Below are 21,616 nucleotides of genomic sequence, written 5' to 3' on the forward strand. Positions count from 1 at the left end.
GTGAAGGCCGATGCCCTCACCCCAACCCTCTCCCAGAGGGAGAGGGAGAAAATCTCCCAGGGGGAGAGGGAGTAGATCCAGATCCGCCCGACTGTTTAAGCCGCGCTTAAGCCAGCGCACCGACATTCCCTTCATCGTGTTTGCGTGCAGACGCATTGAAAGGAAAGCCAGAAATGAACACCCGCCTGATTTCTCCTCCTGCCCTGGTCATTGCCCTGGCGACCGCCGGGGTGGTCGGTGCCGTCGGTGCCGGCGCCTATACCAGTGCCCGCGCAGTGAACGGCCCGACCACCAACGCCACGAGTATGGCGCCCGCGGCCATGGTGACGCTGCCCGACTTCTCCACCATCACCACCCGCGACGGCCCCGCGGTGGTCAACATCAGCGTGACCGGCACCGCCAAGGCCTCGGACGCCGAAGCCGCGGCCGAGATGCAGGGCATCGATCCGGACGATCCGATGTTCCAGTTCTTCCGCCGCTTCCAGGGCCAGATGGGCCCGCGCGGCCAGCAGCGCGACGTGCCGGTGCGGGCGCAGGGCTCGGGCTTCATCGTGAGCCCGGACGGCCTCATCATGACCAACGCGCACGTCGTGAAGGATGCCAAGGAGGTCACCGTCAAGCTGACCGACCGGCGCGAATACCGCGCGAAGGTGCTGGGCGCCGACGCCAAGACCGACATCGCGGTGCTCAAGATCGAGGCCAAGAACCTGCCCACGCTCGCGCTCGGCAACACCAAGGAGCTGAAGGTCGGCGAATGGGTGCTGGCCATCGGCTCTCCGTTCGGCTTCGAGAGCACGGTCACCGCCGGTGTCGTGAGCGCCAAGGGCCGCTCGCTGCCCGACGACAGCTACGTGCCGTTCATCCAGACCGACGTGGCGGTGAACCCCGGCAACTCGGGCGGGCCGCTGCTCAACACGCGCGGCGAAGTGGTCGGAATCAACTCGCAAATCTACAGCCGCAGCGGCGGCTACCAGGGCGTGTCGTTCGCCATTCCGATCGATGTGGCCGTGCAGGTGAAGGACCAGATCGTCGCGACCGGCAAGGCCACGCATGCGCGCCTCGGCGTCGCGGTGCAGGAAGTGAACCAGGCCTTTGCGGACTCGTTCAAGCTCGACAAGCCCGAGGGCGCGCTGGTCTCCAACATCGAGAAGGGCGGCCCCGGCGACAAGGCCGGCCTGAAGGCGGGCGACGTGATCCGCAAGGTCGACAGCCAGCCCATTGTCTCGTCGGGCGACCTGCCCGCGGTCATCGGACAGCAGACGCCGGGTAAAAAAGTCACCCTCGAAGTGTGGCGCCAGGGCGAACGCCAGGAGCTTTCCGCCAAACTGGGCGACGCGAGCGACAAGCCCGCGCAGGTCGCGAAGAACGACAGTGCGGCGGGCCAAGGCAAGCTCGGCCTCGCACTGCGGCCCTTGCAGCCGCAGGAAAAACGCGAAGCCGCGATCGAGAACGGACTGCTGATCGAAGACGTAGCGGGGCCGTCCGCCATTGCCGGGGTGCAGGCCGGCGACGTGCTGCTGGCCATCAACGGCACGCCCGCCAAGAGCCTGGAGCAAGTGAAGGAAGTGGTGGCGAAGGCCGACAAGTCGGTGGCGCTCCTGATCCAGCGCGGTGAAGACAAGATCTTCGTGCCGGTCCGCATCGGCTGAGACCCGCCCTCGGCCTTCAGGGCGAAACGTGGGTTCATCGACCGGCGGCCTTTCGGCGCACATCCTGCCCACGTCGGCCACCATGATCGGCGTGTGCATGACCGTGATGTCGATTCGCCACCTGGGACCGCGCGACGACATGCGGCTGCTGGTCGACCGCATGCTGGCCATCGACGCACTGGTCTTCCTGGCCAGTGCGCTGCTGTCTTTCATGTCGATGCGGTCACGCCGCTCGGGGGTTCGCCTGGAGGCCTGGGGCGAGATGGTTTTCATCGCCGGGTTGGCGTTGCTGGCGCTGGGGGCCGTCATACTGGCGTTTGCCCTGTGCTGACTCGGCGCTGGCGTTGAAACCGCAGCTACCGCCGAGCGGCCTTGTCGAGCCGCGCCGCCACGAGTGCAAGATGCCCGCCCAGTTCCTTGGGCGACTCGATCTCGAAATCGTGACCCAGGCAGGCCAGCCATACGGCCAATGCGTCGAGCGAATTGGCGCCGGTCTCGATGCGCGTGCGGCCGCGGCCCAGCGCTTGGGGCACGCCGCCGACCCACCCCATGTGCGCCTCGAGCGCCCCGATCGGCGCGTGTACCACCACGCGTGCATGGTGCAGAAAGGGCGACACCGCGAGCGCATGCTGCATGTAGGCCTCGATATCCCCATGGGGCAGGCGCCGCGCCGTGAACCGGGCGCCCGTCGGCGTGGGGTCGACGATGCGGTCGAGGCGGAAAGTGCGCCAGTCCTGGCGCGCCGTGTCCCACGCCAGCAGGTACCAGCGTTGCCCCGTCTGCACCACGCGATGCGGCTCCACTGTGCGTGCGCTGGCGTTGTCGTGATGGTCGCGGTAGTCGAAGCGCAACTCCTGCCGTTCGGTGCAGGCCTCGGCGAAGAGCGACACGGCCTTCAGCCGAACGCCCGACCTGGTGCGCATGACCGGCACCACCGACGCGCGCACGCTGTCCAGGCGCCGCCGCAGGCGTGGCGGCATCAGTTGCTCGAGCTTGGCCAATGCACGCATCGAAGCGTTCTCTATATCGCTCATCGCGCCGCCAGCCGGATTGCCCAGACCCAGCGCCACCGCGATGGCTTCTTCGTCTTCGAGCAGCAGCGGCGGCAGCGATGCGCCGGCGCCAAGGCGGTATCCGCCGGCCACGCCGGACGTCGAGTCGACCGTGTAGCCGAGGCTGCGCAACCGATCGACGTCGCGGCGCAACGTGCGCTCGGTAATTTCAAGCCGGGCGGCCAACTCGGCGCCGGTCCATGAACGCTGGGCCTGGAACAACGACAGGAGCCGTATCAGGCGTGCGGTGGCAGACAGCATGGGCCGATGATGCCTTCGATCGAGGACAGGATCTGTCCGCAATGGGGCTTAGCCTTGGTTCTCCTCCAACCCTGCGGAACACGACCCATGAAGAAGACATACAACGGAAGCTGCCATTGCGGCAAGGTTCGCTTTCAGGCGGACGTCGACCTGAGCGAAGGCACCGGCAAGTGCAACTGTTCGATCTGCACCAAGGCCAGGGCCTGGGGCGCCATCGTCAAGCCCGACGCTTTCCGGCTTCTTTCGGGCGAGCAGGACCTCTCGGTCTACCAGTTCAATACGCACAGCACCGAGCATCTGTTCTGCAGGCACTGCGGCATCCGGCCGTTCGGCCGCGGCAACGTGCCGGAGATCGGGGGGGCTTACGTCAGCGTGAACGTGGCCTGCCTGGACGACGCCGCGATAGAGGAACTGGTCAATGCACCGGTCCGCTACATGGACGGGCGCAACAACAACTGGTTCGAAGCGCCGGCAGAGACGAGGTATCTCTGAACAGCCGAAAGCGGCTCAGGTTTCTTTCTTGCCGGCGTCTTTATCGGGGGCTTGCGCATCGAGTTCGTCCTTGATGCTCCTGTCCCCGCGAAGGGCCAGGAAGAGGACGGCGCCCAAGCCAATGACGACCACGAAGATCACGGCGAAAAGGCCTCCCCCGAAGGTCCACCACCAGAACAAGCCGCTTGCAATCAGAAGCAGCGCAACCAAGATTAAGGAATTCAAGCGCATGGACCCAGCCGATAGTACATTGGCGGTAATGTACGCGGCGTTACTGTTCGGCGCCTGACTCACGCTCTGGGATATACCCTCTTTTCGCTGCATCTTGCTTTGTTCTAGGCGAGCAGTCCGGGATCATGGGGTTGGCGGCGCTGGTCCATGACGCGTGCGGCGCTGCGATCCCATGGGCTTCGCCCAGGCTATCGAGTTGTTCTTGCGCCACGCGAAAGCACTCGCGCAATTGTTCCGGCGTCGGCTCGGGATAACCCGGCGGCGGCTGCAGTGCATTGCCAAGACGTTCCCACGCTGCCTCCCAAGCGAGCTTTGCGATGGCGCGTGCATCCGAAGACCTCGACATCATCTTTCCTCCAGTTTTTCTGAATGGCATCAATGATGTGGGCGCGCGACCTCCGATTCAAGAGCCGCGCCGTAGCGCTCGGTCGATAGGCCTTCCGCGGCTCGCTCCTACAGGCACCGGCAGGCGGGCTGGCCTACGGTGTTCGAAACACCGGAGGTACCACCATGCCGCGCACGCGCAAACCTTTTCAGCCTTCCGAAGATCCGAAGCTCGCATCCGAGGACCCGTCGACCGTGATCCCGCCGAAGGGACACCGCAACAGGGACATCGACACGGTCAAGGCGACCGCCGGATCGGAGGACGAAGAAGCTGTTGGCGATCAGACGAATTCGAAGGAGGGGATGAGCCACTCGTCCCAGACCGGGAGAACCTGACCGGGGCAAATTCGGCGACCAAGGCGACTTCCGAAAGGTGAGCCGCCCGCTGCTGCTGCTGCTGCTGAGCGTCTACTTCGAGGCGCCGACAGAGACGCCCGACAGCAACTGAAAATCGACCTGGCCTGCTGCCGCCGCCGCGCGCTCGCGCTGTACCGCAAGGTGCAGGAGCGCAAGGGTGCAGATGACGGCCGCCATTGCGACGATCACCCACAAGACGCCCCTGGCCGGTTGCGAACCGGGGCCGCTTTTCTTTTCACGATCTACCATCTCAACCTCCTATCGAGAACACCGGAGATTGGGGTGTTTCAAAACCAAACATGTCAGACGGAGCCCCGTCTTTTTGTAACGCCGCGCAGCGATTGCGCGCTGTTTGCGCTTGCCGCTGCGGGGCCCCAAAAGACAATGCCCCGCTACCTTTGAAGTAGCGGGGCATTCAGAGGCCTTGCGGCATGTAGTGGCTCCTCGACCTGGGCTCGAACCAGGGACCTACGGATTAACAGTCCGGCGCTCTACCAACTGAGCTATCGAGGAACAAGCCTCAGATTATAGCGTGGTTTTTTTGGCCTTTTGAACGCGCGAACACGGCCGCAATAAATTTCTGCAGATTTTTTGAAGCGCCTTTCAAAGCGACACGCTCAACCCGAGACGCAGCGTGCGCGGCGCTCCGGGAAAGAGATAGACGTGGCCGAACTGGTAAGGCGATTCCTTCCAGTAGCGGCGGTCGAACAGGTTGTCGATGGCGAGGCTCCAGCTCGTCTGAACGCCGCGCAGTTTCGTGTCGTAGCGCAGCACCGCATCGACTCGCGTCCATGAGGGGCAGGGTGATCGAGCCGTCGGGCAGCACGTTGCGCCGGCCTTCATGCGAGAGCTGTCCCAGCACTTCGAGGCCGGGCAGCGATGCGACACGGTAGGCGGCCTGTGCGCGCAGCACTTGCTTGGGCACGTTGGTGGGCCACTGGCCATTGATGGCGGGCTCGGCGGTGCTGCCGCGGCGCTTGGCATCCATCAGCGTGACGCTGCCGCCGAGGCGCCACGGGCCCGTATTCCATTGCGCGCCGGCTTCGAGCCCGCGGTGCACGGCGCTGCCGTCGTAGCGGCCATCGCAGGGTGTGGTGCCGAGCCGGCTGCAGGCATCGAGGTTCGTCATCGGACGCTTGATGTCGAACCACGCAAGCTGCCAATTGAAGACATCGTTGCCGCCCTTGAGTCCAAGCTCCCACTGGCGTGAGGTCAACGCCGGCAGCGCCTCGCCGGCATTGGTGTATTGCGAACTCTTGTTCGGCACGACTTGCGACTCCACGCCCTTGCCCCAGCTTCCGTACGCAAGCAGCCCGGGCTGAATGGCGTAGCTGGCGGCAATCCATGGCGTGGTGATGCCGTCTTTGTAGCCGGTGGGCCGCGAGCCGTCGGTGCGGATGCCGTCGCGGTCCAGCCGCGTGTGGCGCACGCCGAGCCAGGTGGTGAAGCGGCTGTTCCAGCGGATGGCGTCTTGCACCGAAAGCTCGGTCGAGCGCTCGTTTCGGTTGGTGTTGGCGTCGGTCAGCGTCGGGTCCGGCGGCACGATGGCCGTGGCCCAGATGTTCCCGGCGCCGACGTAGTTGTAGGCCTGATCCTGGAAGCGATTGCGCACGCGGCTCGCGAGCAGGCCGAAGCCGAGCTCGTGCCGCACGCTGCCGGTCATCACATTGCCCTTGAGGTTCACGCTGCCGGCGGTTTGCGTGCGGCGCTCGTTCTCGCTGCGGAAGTCGTAGAAGTCGAAAGTGCCATCGGAACAATAGCGGTCGTAGTTGCCCTCGGCACCGCAGCCGAACGCGTAGGCCAGGCGGTCATCGCTCTTGAGCCGTTGCTGCCCGATCTGTGCGCTCCAGCGCCAGTCGGCATTCAGCGCCTGGCTGAAGCGCACGCTGCCGGTCAACGCGTTGAACTCCGAGGGCTGCGACCACGGCTGGTTGTTCAGGTTGATTTTCGGATCGACCGGCGCGGGCAGCGTGTTGCCCAGCAGGCTGAAGCCGTTCTGGCTCGGCTGCGTCTTGTGGCTGCGTTCGATTTCAAATTCGAGCACCGAGTCGCGCGTGATGCGCCAGTCGCCCGCGAGCGAGAACATGTTGCGGTTGCCGTCGAGGTTGTGCGTGAGCGGCTTGAGGTTTTCGTTCGCCACGTTGAGCCGATAGCCGAACTCGCGGTTCGCGCCGAAGCGGCCGCCCAGGTCGAGCGCGCCGAGCACGCTGCCGCGGCTGGTGGTTTCGAGGCGCAGCGTGCGCAGGTCTTGCTCGGTCGGCCGCTTGACCACGTAGTTGACCAAGCCGCCGGGCGCACTGGTGCCGGCCTGGATGCCACTGGTCCCGCGCAGGATTTCGACGCGTTCCTTGTTGTCGAGCGGGATCGAGGTCTCGGCGCTGATCGGCAAGCCTTCACGCCGGTAGTTGAAGCGGTTGTCCAGCACAAAGCCGCGCACCGTCAGGTAGTCCCAATAGCCGGCCGAGTTGTAGGCATCGGTCACCGAGGAATCGAACTGCGTCAGGTCCGCGAGGCGGCGCGCACCGCTGGTGCGAAGCTGCGCGCTGTCGACCACCGTGGCCGAGAGCGGCAGTTCGCGCAGCGGCACGTCGCCGAAGCCGCTCACCTCGGCCTGCGGCGCCGCATTGCTTTCGTTCACCGTGATGGCCGGCAATTCGGTTGGCTGCTGCGCATGGGCTGCAGAGGCGGCCAGAAGGAAGGCGGCCGCCATTGCGCGCGAAACGGGCGACAGTGGCCACGCAGAAGAAAGGAATTGCTCTGTTGTCATCTTGTTCTGTTCATGCGGAAGCAGCGCTCATCGCCGCCATCCATTGCGCGGCCGTAGCCTCGGGGTCTTCTGCCGTGACCAGCGCGCGCACCACCGCGACCGAGCCGACGCCGGTGGCGAGCACCTGGGGCAGGCGCACCGCATCGATGCCGCCGATGCCCACTTGCGGATAGCCGCGCAACAGGCGCGCATAGGCCGCGAGTCGTTCCACGCCCTGTGGCGCGGTGGCCATCTTCTTGAGCGTGGTCGGATACACCGCACCCATGGCGATGTAGCTCGGGCTCACCGCATCGGCACGCACCATCTCGGCATAGCCATGAGTGCTGACGCCGAGCCGCAGCCCCGCATCGCGGATCTGCCGCACCTGTGCGGATTCGAGCGCGTCGAGGTCTTCCTGGCCGAGGTGCACGCCGTAGGCACCGGCGGCAATGGCTGTCTGCCAGTGGTCGTTGATGAAGAGCAGCGCGCCCGTACCGCGCACGGCATCGACCGCCGCATGCACTTCGCGTTCGATGGTGGCCGCGTCGTCCGACTTGAAACGAAGCTGCACCGTGGGAACCCCGGCGCGCGCCATGCGGCCGACCCATTGCGCATCGGGCAAAACCGCATAGAGGCCGAGCCGTTCGGGGCAGGGCGCGAAGGCATCGTCACGTGCCGCGGGTGGAAACACGCGCATGCCGAAATCCACGGGCGTTTCGGGCCATTGGCTCGCGTCGAACGCCCCGGTGCGCACTGTCTGCGCCTGCCATGCGAGCGCAAGGCATTCGGCGTCGATGTCGATGAAGCCGAGCGCCGCGCAGGCCTGCTTCGCGCCGCGATACACCGGGTCGTCCGAGGAAAAACGGCCCGCCGCAACGGCCGCGGCCGTGATGGCGCCGAAGCGCAGTCCTTGAGCCGCAACGATGGCGTGGGCCACAGTGCGGGAATCTGTCGAGGTGATCATGCGGTGTGGTGCCAGAAGGGCGTGCCGAGCACCGGCGTGCTCGGCTGTGCGGAGTCTTGCGCGGCCATGGCCCCGGCACGGTGGGCGGCGCGGCCGGCCTGCACGGCGTCCGCAAAGGCGCCGGCCATCGACACCGGGTCTTGCGCCAGCGCCACCGCGGTGTTGAGCAGCACGCCGTCGTAGCCCCACTCCATCACCTGGCAGGCATGCGAAGGCAGGCCCAGGCCCGCGTCGACCAGCATCGGAACGCGGAGGCGCTCGCGCAGCAACTGCAATGCGTAGGGATTGACCGGCCCGCGGCCGGTGCCGATGGGGGCCGCCCAAGGCATCACGGCTTGGCAGCCCACATCGACCAGCCGTTGGCACAGCACGAGGTCTTCGGTGCAATAGGGCAGCACCTGGAAGCCGTCGCGAATCAGCTGCGATGCGGCGTCGACGAGGTTCAGCGTGTCGGGCTGCAGCGTGTAATCGTCGCCGATGAGCTCGAGCTTGATCCACGGGGTGTCGAAGAGCTCGCGCGCCATCTGCGCGGTGGCGATCACTTCCTGCACGCTGTGGCAGCCAGCAGTGTTGGGCAGCACCGGCACCGCGAGCCGGCGCAGCAGTTCCCAGAAACCGTTGCCGCTGTCGCTTGCACCCGGGCTCGCGGACTGGCGGCGCAGCGAGGCCGTCAGCATCGCGGGCCTGGCGCGCTTCACCGCGGCTTCGAGCAGGTCCGGCGAAGGGTACCGCGCGGTGCCCAGCAGCAGGCGGCTGTGAAAGGTCTGGCCGTAGAGAACCAGCGGATCGTTGTCCGGAATTGAAGATGCGGTCGTCATGGTGTGTGTTGTCTCCATCTCTGTGGGTTGCTTGTTCAGCCGCCGGTTACGGGGCGGATCACTTCGATGCGGTCTTCGGGTTGCAGTGCGCGCGCTGCGTGGGCCGAGCGCGGCACGAACTCGCGGTTCACGGCCACCGCGAACGGCGGCACGGCATCGAGTGCGGCCAGCGCGTCGATCACGGTGGCGCCGTCCGGCAGCGTGTAGGGCTTGTCGTTGATCAGGACGTTCATCGTCATGCGTCGGAGGTTTGCAGGCCCAGGTTCTGTGCGAGCGCGGAATGCCCGTGCACGAGCAGCTCCATGGCTGCGTCGAGCACGGCCGGCGCGATCATGAAACCGTGGCGGTACAGGCCGTTGACCTGCAGCACGCGCGGCTGCGGCCGGCGGATCGCCGGCAGGTTGTCTGGCAGGGTGGGGCGGCACTGGGTTGCAATTTCCAGAATGCGGGCCTCGGCAAAACCGCTGTGCACCGCGTAGGCCGCGCTCAGCAGCTCCAGCGTGGAGCGCACGCTGGCGGGCGACATGTCGTCCGACTCGATCTCGGTCGCGCCGATCACGAACACGCCGCCGGGCTTGGGTGCGATGTAGAGCGGATAGCGCGGATGCACCAGCCGCGTCGGCCGTTGCAACGCCACCTCGGGCGCATGCACGCGAATGACTTCGCCGCGCACGCCGCGCAGTCCGTTCCACTGCGGCCGGGCGCCGACGCCGCGGCAGTCGATCACCCAGTCGGGCTGGCCCGGCGCGCTCGGGGAAAAGTCGCCCGGTGCGCGCGGCGACTGCCAGTGCAGCGTCACGCCGGGGCTGGCTTGCAGCGTGGCGAGCAGGGCGGAAAGCAGCGCGCGATTGTCGAGCTGGCCCTCGCCCGGCAGGAACAAGCCCTGTGCGAAGCGCTGGCCCAGCGAAGGCTCGAGTGCGGCAATGCCGGCGCCGTCGAGCGACTGCATCGGCGCGAGCTCCGGCACGTCGGCGCCGGTGCGGGCCAGCACGCGCGCGAGCCGTGCGGCCTCGGCGGCGTCTTGACGGTGCCACAGCACCAGCGTGCCTTCGCGCTGGAAGAAAACAGGCTGTGCCAACGGTGCCAGCAGCTCAGGCCAGCGCGACAGCGCGTACTGGCCCATGCGCACGACGGACACCGGCGCCACGGCCGATTCCGCCAACGGCGCGAGCATGGCTGCGGCCACGCGCGCGGCGGCGCCTTCGGCCTGCGGGCCGCCCGCTTCGAACAGATCGACCTTGCAACCGGCCCGCGCCAGCGTGACCGCGAGCAGCCGGCCCATGAGGCCTGCGCCGAGGATGGCGGCCGATTGGAATGGCACGCTCATGGTGTTGCTCCTTCCCCCTCTGGGGGAAGGCTGGGATGGGGGAAGCCAGAGCGCCCCTTGGGCACGCCGCGTGCCCCCACCCCAACCCTCCCCCGGAAGGGGAGGGAGAAAGACCGGGCCAGTCGCCGATAATTTTCAGCATGACCCACGCACCTTCCACCGCACCGCAGGCGCCCCTGCGCTACGCACGCGTGCTCTCGATCGCCGGCTCCGACAGCGGCGGCGGTGCCGGTATCCAGGCCGACCTGAAGACCTTCGCGGCGCTCGGCTGCTACGGCATGACGGCCATCACCGCGCTCACCGCGCAGAACACGCTCGGCGTCTCGGGCATCCACGGCGTGCCGCCGGCTTTCCTCAAGGCACAGATCCAGGCGGTGGTCGAAGACATCGGCGTCGATGCGGTCAAGCTCGGCATGCTGCACGCTCCCGAGATCGTCGAGGTGGTGGCCTGGGCCATCGACCACTACCGGCTGCCGAACGTGGTGCTCGACCCGGTGATGGTTGCCACCAGCGGCGACCGGCTGATTGCTTCGGAAACCGTGCAGGTGCTGGTGCGCGAACTGTTCCCGCGCGCCGTGGTGGTCACGCCCAATCTCGACGAGGCCGCCTTGCTGATCGGGCATGCCATCGAGGGTGTCGATGCACTCGACGCTGCGGCTGGCGAACTGCTGGCGCTCGGCGCGCAGGCCGTGCTGCTCAAGGGCGGCCACCTGCCCGGCGACGACGTGGTCGACGTGCTGCTGCAGTCCGACGGCGCCCGCAAGCGCTTGGCCTCGCGGCGCATCGCGAGCCGCAACCTGCACGGCACCGGCTGCACGCTGTCTTCCGCCATTGCGGCGCATCTGGCGCTGGGCTTCGGGTTGCCCGAGGCCGTCGAGCGTGCGCGCGCCTATGTCGTCGGCGCCATGGCCGCCGGTGCGGATGTGAAGGTCGGTGCGGGACACGGTCCGCTCAACCACGGCTTTGCGCCAGTGCCGGCGCATCGCTTGCCGTTGTAGACGTAGCCTTGGGCCGGCTGATCCAGGCCAGCAAGAAGGTGGCTGCCAGTGTGGGCAGCGCCGAGCCGAACTGCGGTGCCCATTTGGCAAGCGCGTGATAAGCCGCAATGCCTGCGATCCAGATCAGCGCCGCGCCCCAATCGATCTGGCGCGCACTGGCGGCCGTCGCAGCCTGGCCGCTGCCGAGGCGACCGAGGATCACGCCATACAACGGCACGAACACCGAACTCAGCAGCAGCAGGAAAGGTTCGAGCGTGTGCATCGGCAGCACCAGCGCGAGCGCAATGCACAGCACGGCCAGCAGCAGGCCCCAGCGCTTCACGCTCCAGCGCGGCAGCAGGCTGTGGGTGGACACCGAGCCCGAATAGACATCGCCATACGCGTTGTCGAGTTCGTCGATCAGGATCAGCCCCAGCGCTACCAGCCCGCCTTGCGCGAGCAGCAGTGCGGTGACCAGGCCCGTGCCCGGCTCGGCCACGCTGACCACCATCACGCCGAGGGCGTAGCACCAGATGTTGGCGAGCGCATAGCCGATCCAGGTGCCGCTGAACGCGCTGCCGAGCCCGCCCTTGCCCGAGGCGCTGCGCTTGCCGTGGCGCGCGTAGTCGGCCACCAGCGGCAGCCACGACACCGGCATGGCAATCACGAGGTCGAGCGCGCCGAACATGCCCATGCTGCCGTCGCCCGGCCGCGCCCAGAAGGCATCCAGCCCCTTGGCCTGCAGCCGCGTCGCGAATTGCCAGCTGAGCCAGAGCAGCGACAGCACCACCAGCGGCAGGCCGAAGCGGCTGACGAAGCGCCGCACCAGCTTGACCATGGAGCCTGCCAGCAGCACCAACAGCACCGCGCCCCAGAGCAGCGTGGTGAGGGCGCCGCCGAGCGGCCCGGTGAGCGTCAAACCGAATGCCTGCTGGCCGATCGCCTGCGTGCCCTCGCGCATGATCACGAGCTCGAAGGTGGTCCAGCCCACCAGCTGCACGATGTTGAGCAGCACCGGCAGCCGCGCGAAGGCGCTGCCGTAGGTGGCGTGCATCAGCCCGGCGCTCGCCAGGCCGGTTTCGCAGCCCAGCCGCGCGGTCCAGGCCAGCAGACCCGCGCCGAGCAGCGAGCCCAGCACGATCGCGATGGCCGCGTCGCGCGTGCCCACCGCCGGCACCAGGTAGGCGCCGATCTGCATCACCAGCAGCCCGACGCCCAGGCTGAACCAGAGCGAGGCGTGGTCGTGCCAGCCGAACACGCGCTGCGACGCGGGCAACGGCGCCAGCGCCTCGTTGGCGGAAGAAAGTTCATCGTCGTGTGCCATCCAGTTGCTCCAGTGCAAAAGGTTTGGCAGGTGGGCGAGGCTCCGGCGGTGGAGCCATCGCGCGAGACAACGCGACAGGCCGCCGGACCAGCTTCCCTGCGCGAGGATTACCTCAGTCAGGTTCAAAGGGACTCTCTCAGTCAGCCCCGGAACTGATTCCGGTTCGACACCCCTAGCGGTGGTGCTCCGCGCCGTGGCGCAAAGCGGAAACTATTGTACGAGCCTCGGCGCGCAGCATCCAGACGGTGGGGGGCAATCGGCCCGCCGACGGCTTCGGCGATCTTTAGCGGCGAGCGCCGGCCACGCCCAGCAGTTCATGCAGCCGGGTGCTGGTGGTCGTGTACTGCAGCGGAATCGCCTTGCCCGGGAACACCAGGGCAGCGGCGCCCCAGGCGGCCAGAGTGGCCTCGTGGAAGCCGCAGACGATGAGCTTCTTCTTGCCCGGGTAAGTGTTGATGTCGCCCACCGCGAACACGCCGCGCTCTCGCGTTTCGTATTTTTCGGTGTCGACGGGCACCTGCTTGCGTTCGAGCTCCAGGCCCCAGTCGGCAATGGGGCCGAGGCGGGGCGAGATGCCGAGGCAGGCGACCAGCGCATCGAGCGGCAAGTCGACGGTCGTTGCCTCGGGCGTGGTGATCTGCAGTTGCTTGCCGTCGAAGGCGGTGGGCTGGCCGACCTTGAAGGCCAGCTTGCCCGCGGTCACGAGGGCGCGCATCGAGGCAATGTTCGCCTCATCGGCCTGGAAACCATCGCGCCGATGCACCAGCGTGACCTGCTTGGCGATGCCCGTGAGCGCAATGGCGGTTTCCAGCGCAACGTCGTCTCCGCCATTCACCACCACCGTCTGCCCCGCAAAGCGGTCCAGCGAATCGGGGTGATAGAAAAGCGAGCTGCCCTCGAATCGCGCAATGCCTTCGACGGCAATGTGCTTGGGCACGAAGGCGCCGACGCCGGCCGCGATGAACACCGTCTTGGCCAGGAAAGCCGTGCCCGCCGAAGTCGTCAGCAGCAGGCGCTCATCGGCCTGCCGTTCGAGCGTGGCGACCTGTTCGCCGAAATGAAACTGCGGCTTGAACGGCGCCACCTGCTCCAGCAGCGATTGCGCGAGGCCGCGCCCGCTGGTGACCGGGGTGCCGGGAATGTCGTAGATCGGCTTGTCGCCGTAGAGCGCCATGCACTGGCCGCCCGCGGCGGGCAGCGCATCGACGATGTGGCAGGAGATCTCGAGCAGGCCGAGCTGAAAGGCCTGGAACAGCCCGACCGGACCGGCGCCGATGATGAGCGCGTCGGTTTCGATGGGGGCTGCGCCTTCGGGGTTCAACGGACCAGTTCGCCGACCTTGTCGGTCTTGTCTTTCCAGTCGTCGGCATCGGGCAGCGCAGGCTTGCGCTTGGTGATGCTCTTCCAGCCGTCGGCCAGCGCGAGTTCGGCATTGAGCTTGATGAAGGCGATCTGGTTGGCCGGGAGGTCTTCCTCGGCGTAGATCGCATTGACCGGGCATTCGGGGATGCAGACCGCGCAATCGATGCACTCGTCCGGGTCGATCACCAGCATGTTCGGACCTTCGCGGAAGCAATCCACGGGGCACACGTCCACGCAGTCGGTGTATTTGCAGCGGATGCAGGCTTCAGAGACGACGTGGGTCATTTGTCTTCTAACGTCAATGTGTGTGGTCGGGAAAACCCGAGATTTTAGGCCTTTGCGGCGGCAGGCTGCACGAGCACCGCCGCGGCGGTCTTGTGGGAGGCCGTATCGACCAGCACCAGCGAGCCCAAGGCGCGCGATTGCGTGAAGGGCAGAACCGCCAAGGGCTGCTGCAACGCCAGCACCACGTCGCCGATGGAATTGGCTTCCAGCTGCGTGGCGGGTTCGGATTCGAGCGTCGTGATGTTCACGCGATCGACGATGCGCGCCACCTTGGCCTTGACCCAGCGATGCCCCTGCAGCGCCCAGTACACGCGTCCCGCGACCAGTGGCTCGTCGTCGAGCCAGGCCACGGTGGCGGTGATTTCGCGCACCGGCTCGAAGGCGTCGGGCGCCAGCAGCCAGTCGCCGCGCGACACGTCGACTTCGCGGTCGAGCACGATGCCGGCGCTGTGGCCCGCGTGCACGGTCTTCGGCTGACGCGTATGGCTCAGCACCTGGGCGACCGTGGCGGTCTGGTTGCTGGGCAGCACGGTCACGCGCTGGCCGGGTTCCACGTGGCCCGAGGCCACGCGGCCCCAGAACACGCGGCGGCCTTGCGAGGTGTCGGCCGAGGAAGAGAACTTTTCGACCCACTGCACCGGAAACGCGAAAGGCACGGCCTCGTCCTGCACGGTGACCGGCAGGTCCTCGAGCAGTTCGAGCAGGCTCGGGCCTTCGTAGCCCACCCAGTCGGCATGGCGCGTGGCCACGTTCCAGCCCTTGAGGGCCGAGATGGGAACGATGCCGGCCACCTGCACGCCGGCCGCCTCGGCGAAGGTGGTCAGGGCGGTCGAGATGCGTTCGAAGGCCAGGCCGGCATCGTCGATGGCGTCGAGCTTGTTGACCGCGAACACGATCGACTGCACGCGCAGCAGATGGCTCAGCAGCGTGTGGCGGCGCGTTTGCGGCAGCAGTTCGCGCTTGACCACGGTGCCGTCTTCCACTTCGGCGGCCCAGGCCAGCTTGGTGGCGTCGACCAGCACCACGGCGGCATCGGCGGCCGAGGCGGCCGTGACCATGTTGCGGGTGTACTGCTCATGGCCCGGCGCGTCGCCGATGATGAACTTGCGCTTGGCGGTCGAGAAGTAGCGGTAGGCCACGTCGATCGTGATGCCCTGTTCGCGCTCAGCCGAGAGGCCGTCGGTCAAGAGGGCCAAGTCGGTTTCGCCGCCGCGCTGCACGCCGGCGAGCTGGTCTTGCAGCACGGTCTTGCTGTCGACCAGCAGGCGGCCGATCAGCGTGCTCTTGCCGTCGTCGACCGAGCCGCAGGTGATGAAGCGCAGGGCGGTGCCGGTGTCGCCGTGCAGGGCGGTGCTATCGAGGGTTGCTGTCGTCGCGCTCATCAGAAGTAACCGTCTTTCTTGCGTTTTTCCATCGAAGCTTCGGAGGTCATGTCGTCCATGCGCGTCGCACCGCGTTCGCTCACGTCGACCGACAGCGTCTCCAGCACCACGTCCCCGGCATCGGCCGCGAGGCTTTCGACCGGGCAGGTGGTCGTGATGTCGCCCACGGTGCGAAAGCGCACGTTGCGCACCTGCACCGTTTCGCCGTCGCGCGGCGGGGTCAGTTCGGTCACGGGCACCAAGAGGCCGCGGCGTTCGACCACTTCGCGCTTGTGCGTGTAGTAGATCGAGGGCAGGCCGACGTGCTCGCGCTCGATGTATTGCCACACGTCGAGCTCGGTCCAGTTCGAGATCGGGAACACGCGGAAGTGCTCGCCCGGTGCAAGGCGCGTGTTGAACAGCGTCCAGAGTTCAGGGCGCTGGTCCTTGGGCTGCCATTGGCCGAAGGAATCGCGGTGCGAAAAGATGCGCTCCTTGGCGCGCGCTTTTTCCTCGTCGCGGCGGGCGCCACCGATCAACGCATCGAAGCGGAACTCTTCAATCGCTTCGAGCAGCGTGACCGACTGGTGCGCATTGCGCGATTCGCCGGGGTGCGCCAGGCGCACGGTGCCGCGCGCCATCGAGTCTTCGACGCTGCGCACGATGAGCTTGGCGCCGAGTTCCTGTGCGCGCTGGTCGCGGTAGGCCGTTACTTCAGGGAAGTTGTGGCCGGTGTCGATCATCAGCAGCGGATAAGGAATGCGGCCTGCGCCGAAAGCCTTTTCGGCGCATTTCAGCAGCACCAGCGAATCCTTGCCGCCCGAGAACAGCAGGGTGGGCCGCTCGAAGGCGGCGGCCACTTCGCGCAGGATGAAGACGGTTTCCTCTTCGAGCGCATCGAGGTGCGTGTTGGACAGGCGCGCGGGAGAGTGCATGGGCGGCAGCAGCAGTTCGTTTTCGGTACGGGCGTTCATCGGATGGGGCTCTGGATGCGAAGAGTCGGTGTGGCGTGGGCGCTCAGTGCTCGAGATGCAATCCGCACTCGCGGTTGTCTTCGCCCTTGGTCGGGTCCACGTAGTCGAAGTTGTTGGGCAGGCCGTGCGCTTCGCAGTACTCGTACAAATCCTTGGACGACCAGTGCAGCAGCGGCGCGACCTTGATCAGGCCGTCCGGATTGACGCTGACCGGGTCCATCTGCGCGCGCACGGCCGTGTCGGTGGCGCGCAGCGCGGTGAACCACACCTTGGGCGCCGTTTCGCGCAGCGCGCGGGCAAAGGGCTCCAGCTTCACCTCTTCGGTAAAGGCGGCGTGGCGCGGATCGTCGAGCGCCGGGGTTGGGCCCTCTACCGCTTCGCGATGCGCACGCGAGCGGCGCGGCAGGTAGATGTGCAAGTCGAGGCCCAGCTGCTTCGTCACCTCGTCGGCAAAGCGGTAGGTGGCCTCGGTGTTGTAGCCGTTGTCCATCCACACCACGGGAACATCCCGCTTTGCACGCGTGACCATGTGCAGGATCACGGCCTCGAAAGGGCGGAAGTTGGTGGTGACGATTGCGGGCTGGCCCAGGCCGATCGCCCAGTCCACCAGGCCCTCGGCGTTGCGGCCGAGTTCGGTGTTGATGCGTGCGAAGTCGATGTCCGTGGCGATGCTCATGTCGAAGGTTCCTGTGCGGCTTCAGCTGCCGGCAGCCGCGAAGTGCGGCGCTGTCTTTACCGCGTCGCCCTGGTAGAAGGCGGCAAAACGGTCGAACTGGCGTTGTGCGTCGGTGGCGTCCACGCCTTCCTTGAGCACGGCGCTGGAGAAGCCGGTGCGCTCCATCTGCACCAGCTGGTCGATCAGCACATCGCCCGTGGCGCGGATGTCGCCCTTGAAGCCGAGGCGGCGGCGCAGCAGAAACGCCTGGCTATAGGCGCGCCCATCGGTGAACTTCGGAAAGCTCAGGTCGATGCGCTCGATGTCTTCCAGGCACACCTCGATGGCCTGCGGATCGGCATCGTTCGGCAACTGCAGAACCTTCGGATCGCCGTCGTCGATGTGTTCGTCGGCGGCCAGGATGTTGAGGGTCCTGTTCATGCTGCTTCCTCCACCTTGAAACGCGCACCGTTGGCCGCGGCCTTGAACGGGTCGTGGCCCACGCGGCGCAGCGTGTCGATGAAGGTCTCGCCGCCTTCGCGGGTGTCGCGGTAGGTGGTGAGCACGGCCTCGATCACGCCCGGCACTTCGGCCGCCGAGAACGAGGGGCCGACCGCCTTGCCGGCCTGCGGCGTGCCGCTGAGCGCGGAGCCGTCGGAGCCGCCCAGCGACACCTGGTACCACTCCTTGCCGTCCTTGTCGACGCCCAGGATGCCGATGTGGCCGCTGTGGTGGTGGCCGCAGGAGTTGATGCAACCGCTGATGTGCAGATCGATTTCGCCCAGGTCGTCGAGCTCGTCGAGGTCCTGGTAGCGCTCGGTGATGGCTTCGGCAATGGGAATGGAGCGCGCATTGGCCAGTGAGCAGAAGTCGCCGCCCGGGCAGGCGATCATGTCGGTCAAGAGGTGCACGTTCGCGCTGGCAAAGCCGGCCGCGCGGGCGGCAAGCCACAGCGCATGCAGGTCTTCGGCATGCACCCAGGGCAGCACGATGTTCTGGTCGTGCGTCACGCGGGCTTCGCCGGCCGAGAAGCGGTCGGCCAGCACGGCGAGGGTGTCGAGCTGGTCGGCCGAGGCATCGCCCGGTGCCTGCTTCAGGCGCTTGAACGAGAGCGTGACGGCGCGCAGTGCGGGGTTCTTGTGCGGCGCCACGTTGCGGGCCAGCCAGCGGGCAAACTGCACGTCGTCGGCAGCGTGGGCGCGCAGCTCGGCATCGGTTTTTTCAGCGCTTTGCAGCACACGGGTGGCGAGCGTCGGCGGCACGAAGGAGGCGGCCACGCGGTCGTACTCTTCCTGCGTGATGGTGTGCGGTGCGCCGTCGTGCTCGACGATCTGCTTGTACTCGGCTTCCACGTCGTCGATGTAGCGCTGGCCTTCGGCCTTCACCAGAATCTTGATGCGCGCCTTGTAGATGTTGTCGCGGCGGCCGTAGCGGTTGTAGACACGAATCACCGCTTCGAGGTAATTCATGATCTGGTGCCACGGCAGGAATTCGCGCAGCACGGTGCCGATGATGGGCGTGCGGCCCATGCCGCCGCCCACCTGCACGCGAAAGCCGATGTCGCCGGCCTCGTTCTTCACGACATGCAGGCCCACGTCATGCCAGCCGGTGGCGGCGCGATCTTCGGTGGCGCCGGTGATGGCAATCTTGAACTTGCGCGGCAGGAACGCGAACTCGGGGTGCAGCGTGCTCCACTGGCGCATGATTTCCGCGAACGGGCGCGGATCAGCGATTTCGTCGACGGCAATGCCGGCACGCTCGTCGCTCGTGATGTTGCGGATGCAATTGCCGCTGGTCTGGATGCCGTGCATGTCGACCGAAGCCAGCAGGTCCATCACATCGGCCGACTTGGAAAGCGGAATCCAGTTGTACTGGACGTTCTGGCGCGTCGAGAAGTGGGCGTAGTGCGTGGGCAGTTTCTTGGTGCCGAGCAGGCCCTGGGTTTCCAGCGCCTTCTTGTAGACCTCGGCCTCGGGCTCGTCGTACTCGCGTGCGATGCGGGCCAGCACGCGCAGCTGGCGGCTCGAAAGCTCGCCGTAGGGCACGGCCACGCGCAGCATCGGTGCGTAGCGCTGCACGTACCAGCCGTTTTGCAGGCGCAAAGGACGGAACTCGTCTTCATGGAGGCGGCCCTTTTGCCAGCGCTCGAGCTGGTCTCTGAACTGGGCGGCCCGTTGGTGAACGAACTGGCGATCGAATTCTGTGTATTGGTACATCGTGCGTGTGTCTTGAAGAAGTGCGGTGCCGCACGTACAACGGGGCGCCCCAGCAAGAAGCCGAGATTCTGAAAGCCGGCCTTATGGAAGCAAACTATTTTTTGGTTCGCGCTTTATGCGGATAAGCTTATTCTCCAATGCCCATGCGGGTTTCCGGGCGGTTGGATGCTTATTCTGGATAAGGGCGCGAGTGCTCTCAGCCAGCAAAGATAAACCCGCGGAGAGTCCGAGGCGGCCGTGAGTTTGTTCCCTCTCCCTTTGGGAGAGGGAGCCGTACCTTCAGCGCAGCATCGACGACATGGCCGAGCAGCAGTTCAGCATGCGCACCGCGGCTTCCACCGTATCCGCGGTGAAACGCAAGGTCACACCGTCGATGCGTTCGAACGACGGCCACTGGCAGAACAGGTCGGCCATCATCGGCGACTGGGTGCGCAGCGTGACCACCTGCGGGCCCTTGAAGACCAGCGGACTTGCCTTGGTCCGGCCAGCCAGCGCCTCGGCCACGCCGGCCCGGATCGCCAGCCGCGACTGCTCCGGCGAAAGCGACACGCCGCTGTTGAAGCCCGTCGCCTTTTTCGTCTCGACAAAGGTCGCATGCGGAAAGAGCGACCGGTTTTCGGCGATGAAGACATCGTCCCCGCTGCCCATGACCACCGGCGCGCCGTACTCGCCCGCCAATGCGCCGTAGAGCCCGGCCTCGCCCAGCTCCCGGTCGCCCAGCCAGATGCCGGCAAAGGCGAAGCTGTTGATGGTGTGGGCGAGGATGCCGCGCCCTTGGGCGCGCGAGTGGTAGCCCACCATGCAGACGGCGTCCACGCCTTCTTCCACGCCGGCCACCATGCTCAGGTAGCGCGGCTTGCCCTGCACCACGCGGGCGCGCGCATCGAGCACGTCGGGCGGCATGTTGCGAAAGCCGCCGTGCGAATCGTTGACCAGCACCTCGGTGGCACCGGCATCGAAGGCGCCGGCGATTGCGGCATTGGCTTCCTGCGTCATCAGCAGGCGGGCGCGTTCGTACTCGGGGTTTCCCGGCCGCGCCTGCTCGTGGTGGTAGACGCCGGCGACGCCTTCGATGTCGGTGGAGATCAGGACTTTCATGGGAGGGCCTGCAAGGGCGTGGGAGGCGCGAAAGAAGAAAGGGAAGAGGGTGGCAGCAGTTCGCTGAGCGCCGCCCGGTGGTTGCCGTCGCGGCCCGTCACGGCCGTTGCGCGCCAGAGCGCATGAATAATCGCCTGCTCGGTGCTGTCGGCCGAAGCCTGGAAGAGCCCGTCGAGCAGCCCGTCGTGGAGCATCGCAATCGCGGGCATCGGTCGGTCGACGCGCTCGGGCACGGTGTAGGCCGTGGAGAAGGCCAGCACGATGTCCCCGCTGCCGTGGCCGAAGACCGAGCCGGTGCGGGCCAGCCCCGCGCCCGCGCGAAGCGCCAGACGGCGCAGCTGGCGTGCATCGAGCGGGGCATCGGTGGCGACGACGATGATGATCGAGCCTTTTTCCGGCTCCTTGCATTCGGCCGGGCGCTGGGCCGACAACTGCTCGCCGACGGCGTGGCCGGCCAGCACCAGTTGCGGCCGGCGCCCGTAGTTCGCCAGCACCAGTGTGCCCACGGTGTGCAGCTTGCCGTCGGACGCCGAGACACGGCGCGAGGCGCTTCCGATGCCCCCCTTGAGCTGGAAGCTCGACATGCCACGCCCCGCGCCGACAGAGCCCTGTGCGAACTCGGCGCCGGCGCTGTCGAGCGCGCGAAGATAGTCCGCCTCCGTCACGGCCATCCGCTGGATGTCGTTCAGGAACCCGTCGTTGCATTCGAAGACCAGCGGATTGACCGTCGGCAGCGAACGGCCGCTCTCGGGGTTGGCGGCCACGCAATGGCGGATCTGCGCCGTGGCCACCGTGCCGACCGAGAAGGTGTTGGTCAGTGCAATCGGCGTTTCCAGCACGCCGAGCTCCGCGAGCTGCACCAGCCCCACGCTCTTGCCGAAGCCGTTCAGCACCACGGCCGCGGCCGGCACCTTGTCGCGGAACGGATCACCGGCATGCGGACGGATCACCGTCACGCCGGTCTGCAAGGCACCGTCGTCCAGTGTCTGGTGGCCCACCGTGACGCCTTCGACATCGGTGATGGCGTTGCGCGCGCCCTGGAGCAGATGGCCGATATAGGGCAGGGTGGTGGATGCCATGAGA

Annotated in this window: 22 protein-coding genes, 1 tRNA gene, 1 pseudogene and 1 riboswitch; of the genes and pseudogenes, 5 read left to right on the plus strand and 19 right to left on the minus strand. The window is 66.8% G+C overall.

Going from position 1 to position 21,616, the window contains the following annotated elements; translation table 11 throughout:
• The first annotated feature begins 173 nt into the window (after positions 1-173).
• Both QFZ42_RS10085 and QFZ42_RS10090 read left to right on the plus strand, forming a co-directional pair.
• A complete protein-coding gene (locus tag QFZ42_RS10085) occupies positions 174-1,649 on the plus strand; it encodes a DegQ family serine endoprotease (RefSeq protein WP_307700822.1) in 1,476 nt (491 codons plus the stop codon).
• Between the two features lie 28 nt (positions 1,650-1,677).
• The gene (locus tag QFZ42_RS10090) at positions 1,678-1,980 is read left to right on the plus strand and encodes a hypothetical protein (RefSeq protein WP_307700823.1); all 303 of its coding nucleotides are present in this window, start codon (positions 1,678-1,680) and stop codon (positions 1,978-1,980) included.
• 25 nt (positions 1,981-2,005) lie between these two features.
• On the opposite strand, the gene QFZ42_RS10095 is transcribed toward QFZ42_RS10090, so the two are convergent.
• A complete protein-coding gene (locus tag QFZ42_RS10095; protein ID WP_307700824.1) occupies positions 2,006-2,962 on the minus strand; it encodes a helix-turn-helix transcriptional regulator in 957 nt (318 codons plus the stop codon).
• Positions 2,963-3,049: 87 nt separating this feature from the next.
• On the opposite strand from QFZ42_RS10095, the gene QFZ42_RS10100 reads away from it, so the two are divergent.
• Entirely contained in the window at positions 3,050-3,454 is a 405-nt protein-coding gene (locus tag QFZ42_RS10100) for a GFA family protein (RefSeq protein WP_307700825.1), read from the plus strand.
• A 15-nt stretch (positions 3,455-3,469) separates the two neighbouring features.
• Here QFZ42_RS10100 and QFZ42_RS10105 read toward each other — a convergent pair whose 3' ends face one another.
• A complete protein-coding gene (locus QFZ42_RS10105) occupies positions 3,470-3,685 on the minus strand; it encodes a hypothetical protein (RefSeq protein ID WP_307700826.1) in 216 nt (71 codons plus the stop codon).
• A gap of 510 nt (positions 3,686-4,195) precedes the next feature.
• On the opposite strand from QFZ42_RS10105, the gene QFZ42_RS10110 reads away from it, so the two are divergent.
• On the plus strand, positions 4,196-4,405 hold the full coding sequence (locus QFZ42_RS10110; RefSeq protein WP_307700827.1) for a hypothetical protein: 210 nt from the start codon (positions 4,196-4,198) through the stop codon (positions 4,403-4,405).
• A gap of 72 nt (positions 4,406-4,477) precedes the next feature.
• Here QFZ42_RS10110 and QFZ42_RS10115 read toward each other — a convergent pair whose 3' ends face one another.
• From QFZ42_RS10115 to QFZ42_RS10150, 7 genes and pseudogenes are all read right to left on the minus strand, one after another.
• Positions 4,478-4,675: a hypothetical protein gene (locus QFZ42_RS10115; RefSeq protein ID WP_307700828.1), complete on the minus strand. Its 198-nt coding sequence runs from the start codon at positions 4,673-4,675 to the stop codon at positions 4,478-4,480.
• A gap of 188 nt (positions 4,676-4,863) precedes the next feature.
• Positions 4,864-4,939 (minus strand) — tRNA-Asn (locus QFZ42_RS10120).
• Between the two features lie 90 nt (positions 4,940-5,029).
• A pseudogene (locus QFZ42_RS10130) lies at positions 5,030-7,193 on the minus strand (TonB-dependent siderophore receptor).
• A gap of 10 nt (positions 7,194-7,203) precedes the next feature.
• On the minus strand, positions 7,204-8,136 hold the full coding sequence (gene thiE / locus QFZ42_RS10135; RefSeq protein WP_307700829.1) for a thiamine phosphate synthase: 933 nt from the start codon (positions 8,134-8,136) through the stop codon (positions 7,204-7,206).
• Positions 8,133-8,954, minus strand: coding sequence for a thiazole synthase (locus QFZ42_RS10140; protein WP_373423325.1), 822 nt, complete (start codon positions 8,952-8,954; stop codon positions 8,133-8,135). Before QFZ42_RS10140 ends, thiE begins: the two co-directional genes overlap by 4 nt.
• A 35-nt stretch (positions 8,955-8,989) precedes the next feature.
• A complete protein-coding gene (gene thiS, locus QFZ42_RS10145; RefSeq protein WP_145743690.1) occupies positions 8,990-9,193 on the minus strand; it encodes a sulfur carrier protein ThiS in 204 nt (67 codons plus the stop codon).
• Positions 9,190-10,281, minus strand: coding sequence for an FAD-dependent oxidoreductase (locus QFZ42_RS10150; protein ID WP_307700830.1), 1,092 nt, complete (start codon positions 10,279-10,281; stop codon positions 9,190-9,192). Before QFZ42_RS10150 ends, thiS begins: the two co-directional genes overlap by 4 nt.
• A 140-nt stretch (positions 10,282-10,421) precedes the next feature.
• On the opposite strand from QFZ42_RS10150, the gene thiD reads away from it, so the two are divergent.
• Positions 10,422-11,279: a bifunctional hydroxymethylpyrimidine kinase/phosphomethylpyrimidine kinase gene (thiD, locus tag QFZ42_RS10155; RefSeq protein WP_307700831.1), complete on the plus strand. Its 858-nt coding sequence runs from the start codon at positions 10,422-10,424 to the stop codon at positions 11,277-11,279.
• Here thiD and QFZ42_RS10160 read toward each other — a convergent pair.
• The 10 genes from QFZ42_RS10160 to QFZ42_RS10205 all read right to left on the minus strand — a co-directional run bounded on the left by QFZ42_RS10160 (position 11,233) and on the right by QFZ42_RS10205 (position 21,612).
• Positions 11,233-12,582: a purine-cytosine permease family protein gene (locus QFZ42_RS10160; RefSeq protein ID WP_307700832.1), complete on the minus strand. Its 1,350-nt coding sequence runs from the start codon at positions 12,580-12,582 to the stop codon at positions 11,233-11,235. The genes thiD and QFZ42_RS10160 overlap by 47 nt on opposite strands.
• 76 nt (positions 12,583-12,658) lie before the next feature.
• A riboswitch (TPP riboswitch) is annotated at positions 12,659-12,766 on the minus strand.
• 99 nt (positions 12,767-12,865) lie between these two features.
• Positions 12,866-13,903 carry an NAD(P)/FAD-dependent oxidoreductase gene (locus QFZ42_RS10165; protein ID WP_307700833.1) on the minus strand — a complete coding sequence of 346 codons (1,038 nt, stop codon included), beginning with the start codon at positions 13,901-13,903 and terminating at the stop codon, positions 12,866-12,868.
• Entirely contained in the window at positions 13,900-14,229 is a 330-nt protein-coding gene (gene fdxA / locus QFZ42_RS10170) for a ferredoxin FdxA (RefSeq protein ID WP_307700834.1), read from the minus strand. The genes QFZ42_RS10165 and fdxA overlap by 4 nt, the downstream gene beginning before the upstream one ends.
• A gap of 44 nt (positions 14,230-14,273) precedes the next feature.
• On the minus strand, positions 14,274-15,611 hold the full coding sequence (locus QFZ42_RS10175; RefSeq protein WP_307700835.1) for a sulfate adenylyltransferase subunit 1: 1,338 nt from the start codon (positions 15,609-15,611) through the stop codon (positions 14,274-14,276).
• Positions 15,611-16,564 carry a sulfate adenylyltransferase subunit CysD gene (gene cysD / locus QFZ42_RS10180; RefSeq protein WP_307700836.1) on the minus strand — a complete coding sequence of 318 codons (954 nt, stop codon included), beginning with the start codon at positions 16,562-16,564 and terminating at the stop codon, positions 15,611-15,613. The genes QFZ42_RS10175 and cysD overlap by 1 nt, the downstream gene beginning before the upstream one ends.
• 43 nt (positions 16,565-16,607) lie before the next feature.
• Complete coding sequence (locus tag QFZ42_RS10185) at positions 16,608-17,240, minus strand: phosphoadenosine phosphosulfate reductase family protein (protein ID WP_307700837.1); 633 nt, start codon at positions 17,238-17,240, stop codon at positions 16,608-16,610.
• A 21-nt stretch (positions 17,241-17,261) separates the two neighbouring features.
• Positions 17,262-17,660 (minus strand): DUF934 domain-containing protein, encoded by a 399-nt coding sequence (locus QFZ42_RS10190; protein WP_307700838.1) that lies wholly within the window; start codon positions 17,658-17,660, stop codon positions 17,262-17,264.
• The gene (locus QFZ42_RS10195) at positions 17,657-19,435 is read right to left on the minus strand and encodes a nitrite/sulfite reductase (protein WP_307700839.1); all 1,779 of its coding nucleotides are present in this window, start codon (positions 19,433-19,435) and stop codon (positions 17,657-17,659) included. The genes QFZ42_RS10190 and QFZ42_RS10195 overlap by 4 nt, the downstream gene beginning before the upstream one ends.
• A 279-nt stretch (positions 19,436-19,714) precedes the next feature.
• On the minus strand, positions 19,715-20,533 hold the full coding sequence (locus tag QFZ42_RS10200) for a M55 family metallopeptidase (protein ID WP_307700840.1): 819 nt from the start codon (positions 20,531-20,533) through the stop codon (positions 19,715-19,717).
• Positions 20,530-21,612: a DmpA family aminopeptidase gene (locus QFZ42_RS10205; protein WP_307700841.1), complete on the minus strand. Its 1,083-nt coding sequence runs from the start codon at positions 21,610-21,612 to the stop codon at positions 20,530-20,532. The genes QFZ42_RS10200 and QFZ42_RS10205 overlap by 4 nt, the downstream gene beginning before the upstream one ends.
• Positions 21,613-21,616 lie beyond the last annotated feature (4 nt).

This window comes from Variovorax paradoxus (genome assembly GCF_030815855.1).
GTDB classification, from domain to species: domain Bacteria; phylum Pseudomonadota; class Gammaproteobacteria; order Burkholderiales; family Burkholderiaceae_C; genus Variovorax; species Variovorax paradoxus_M.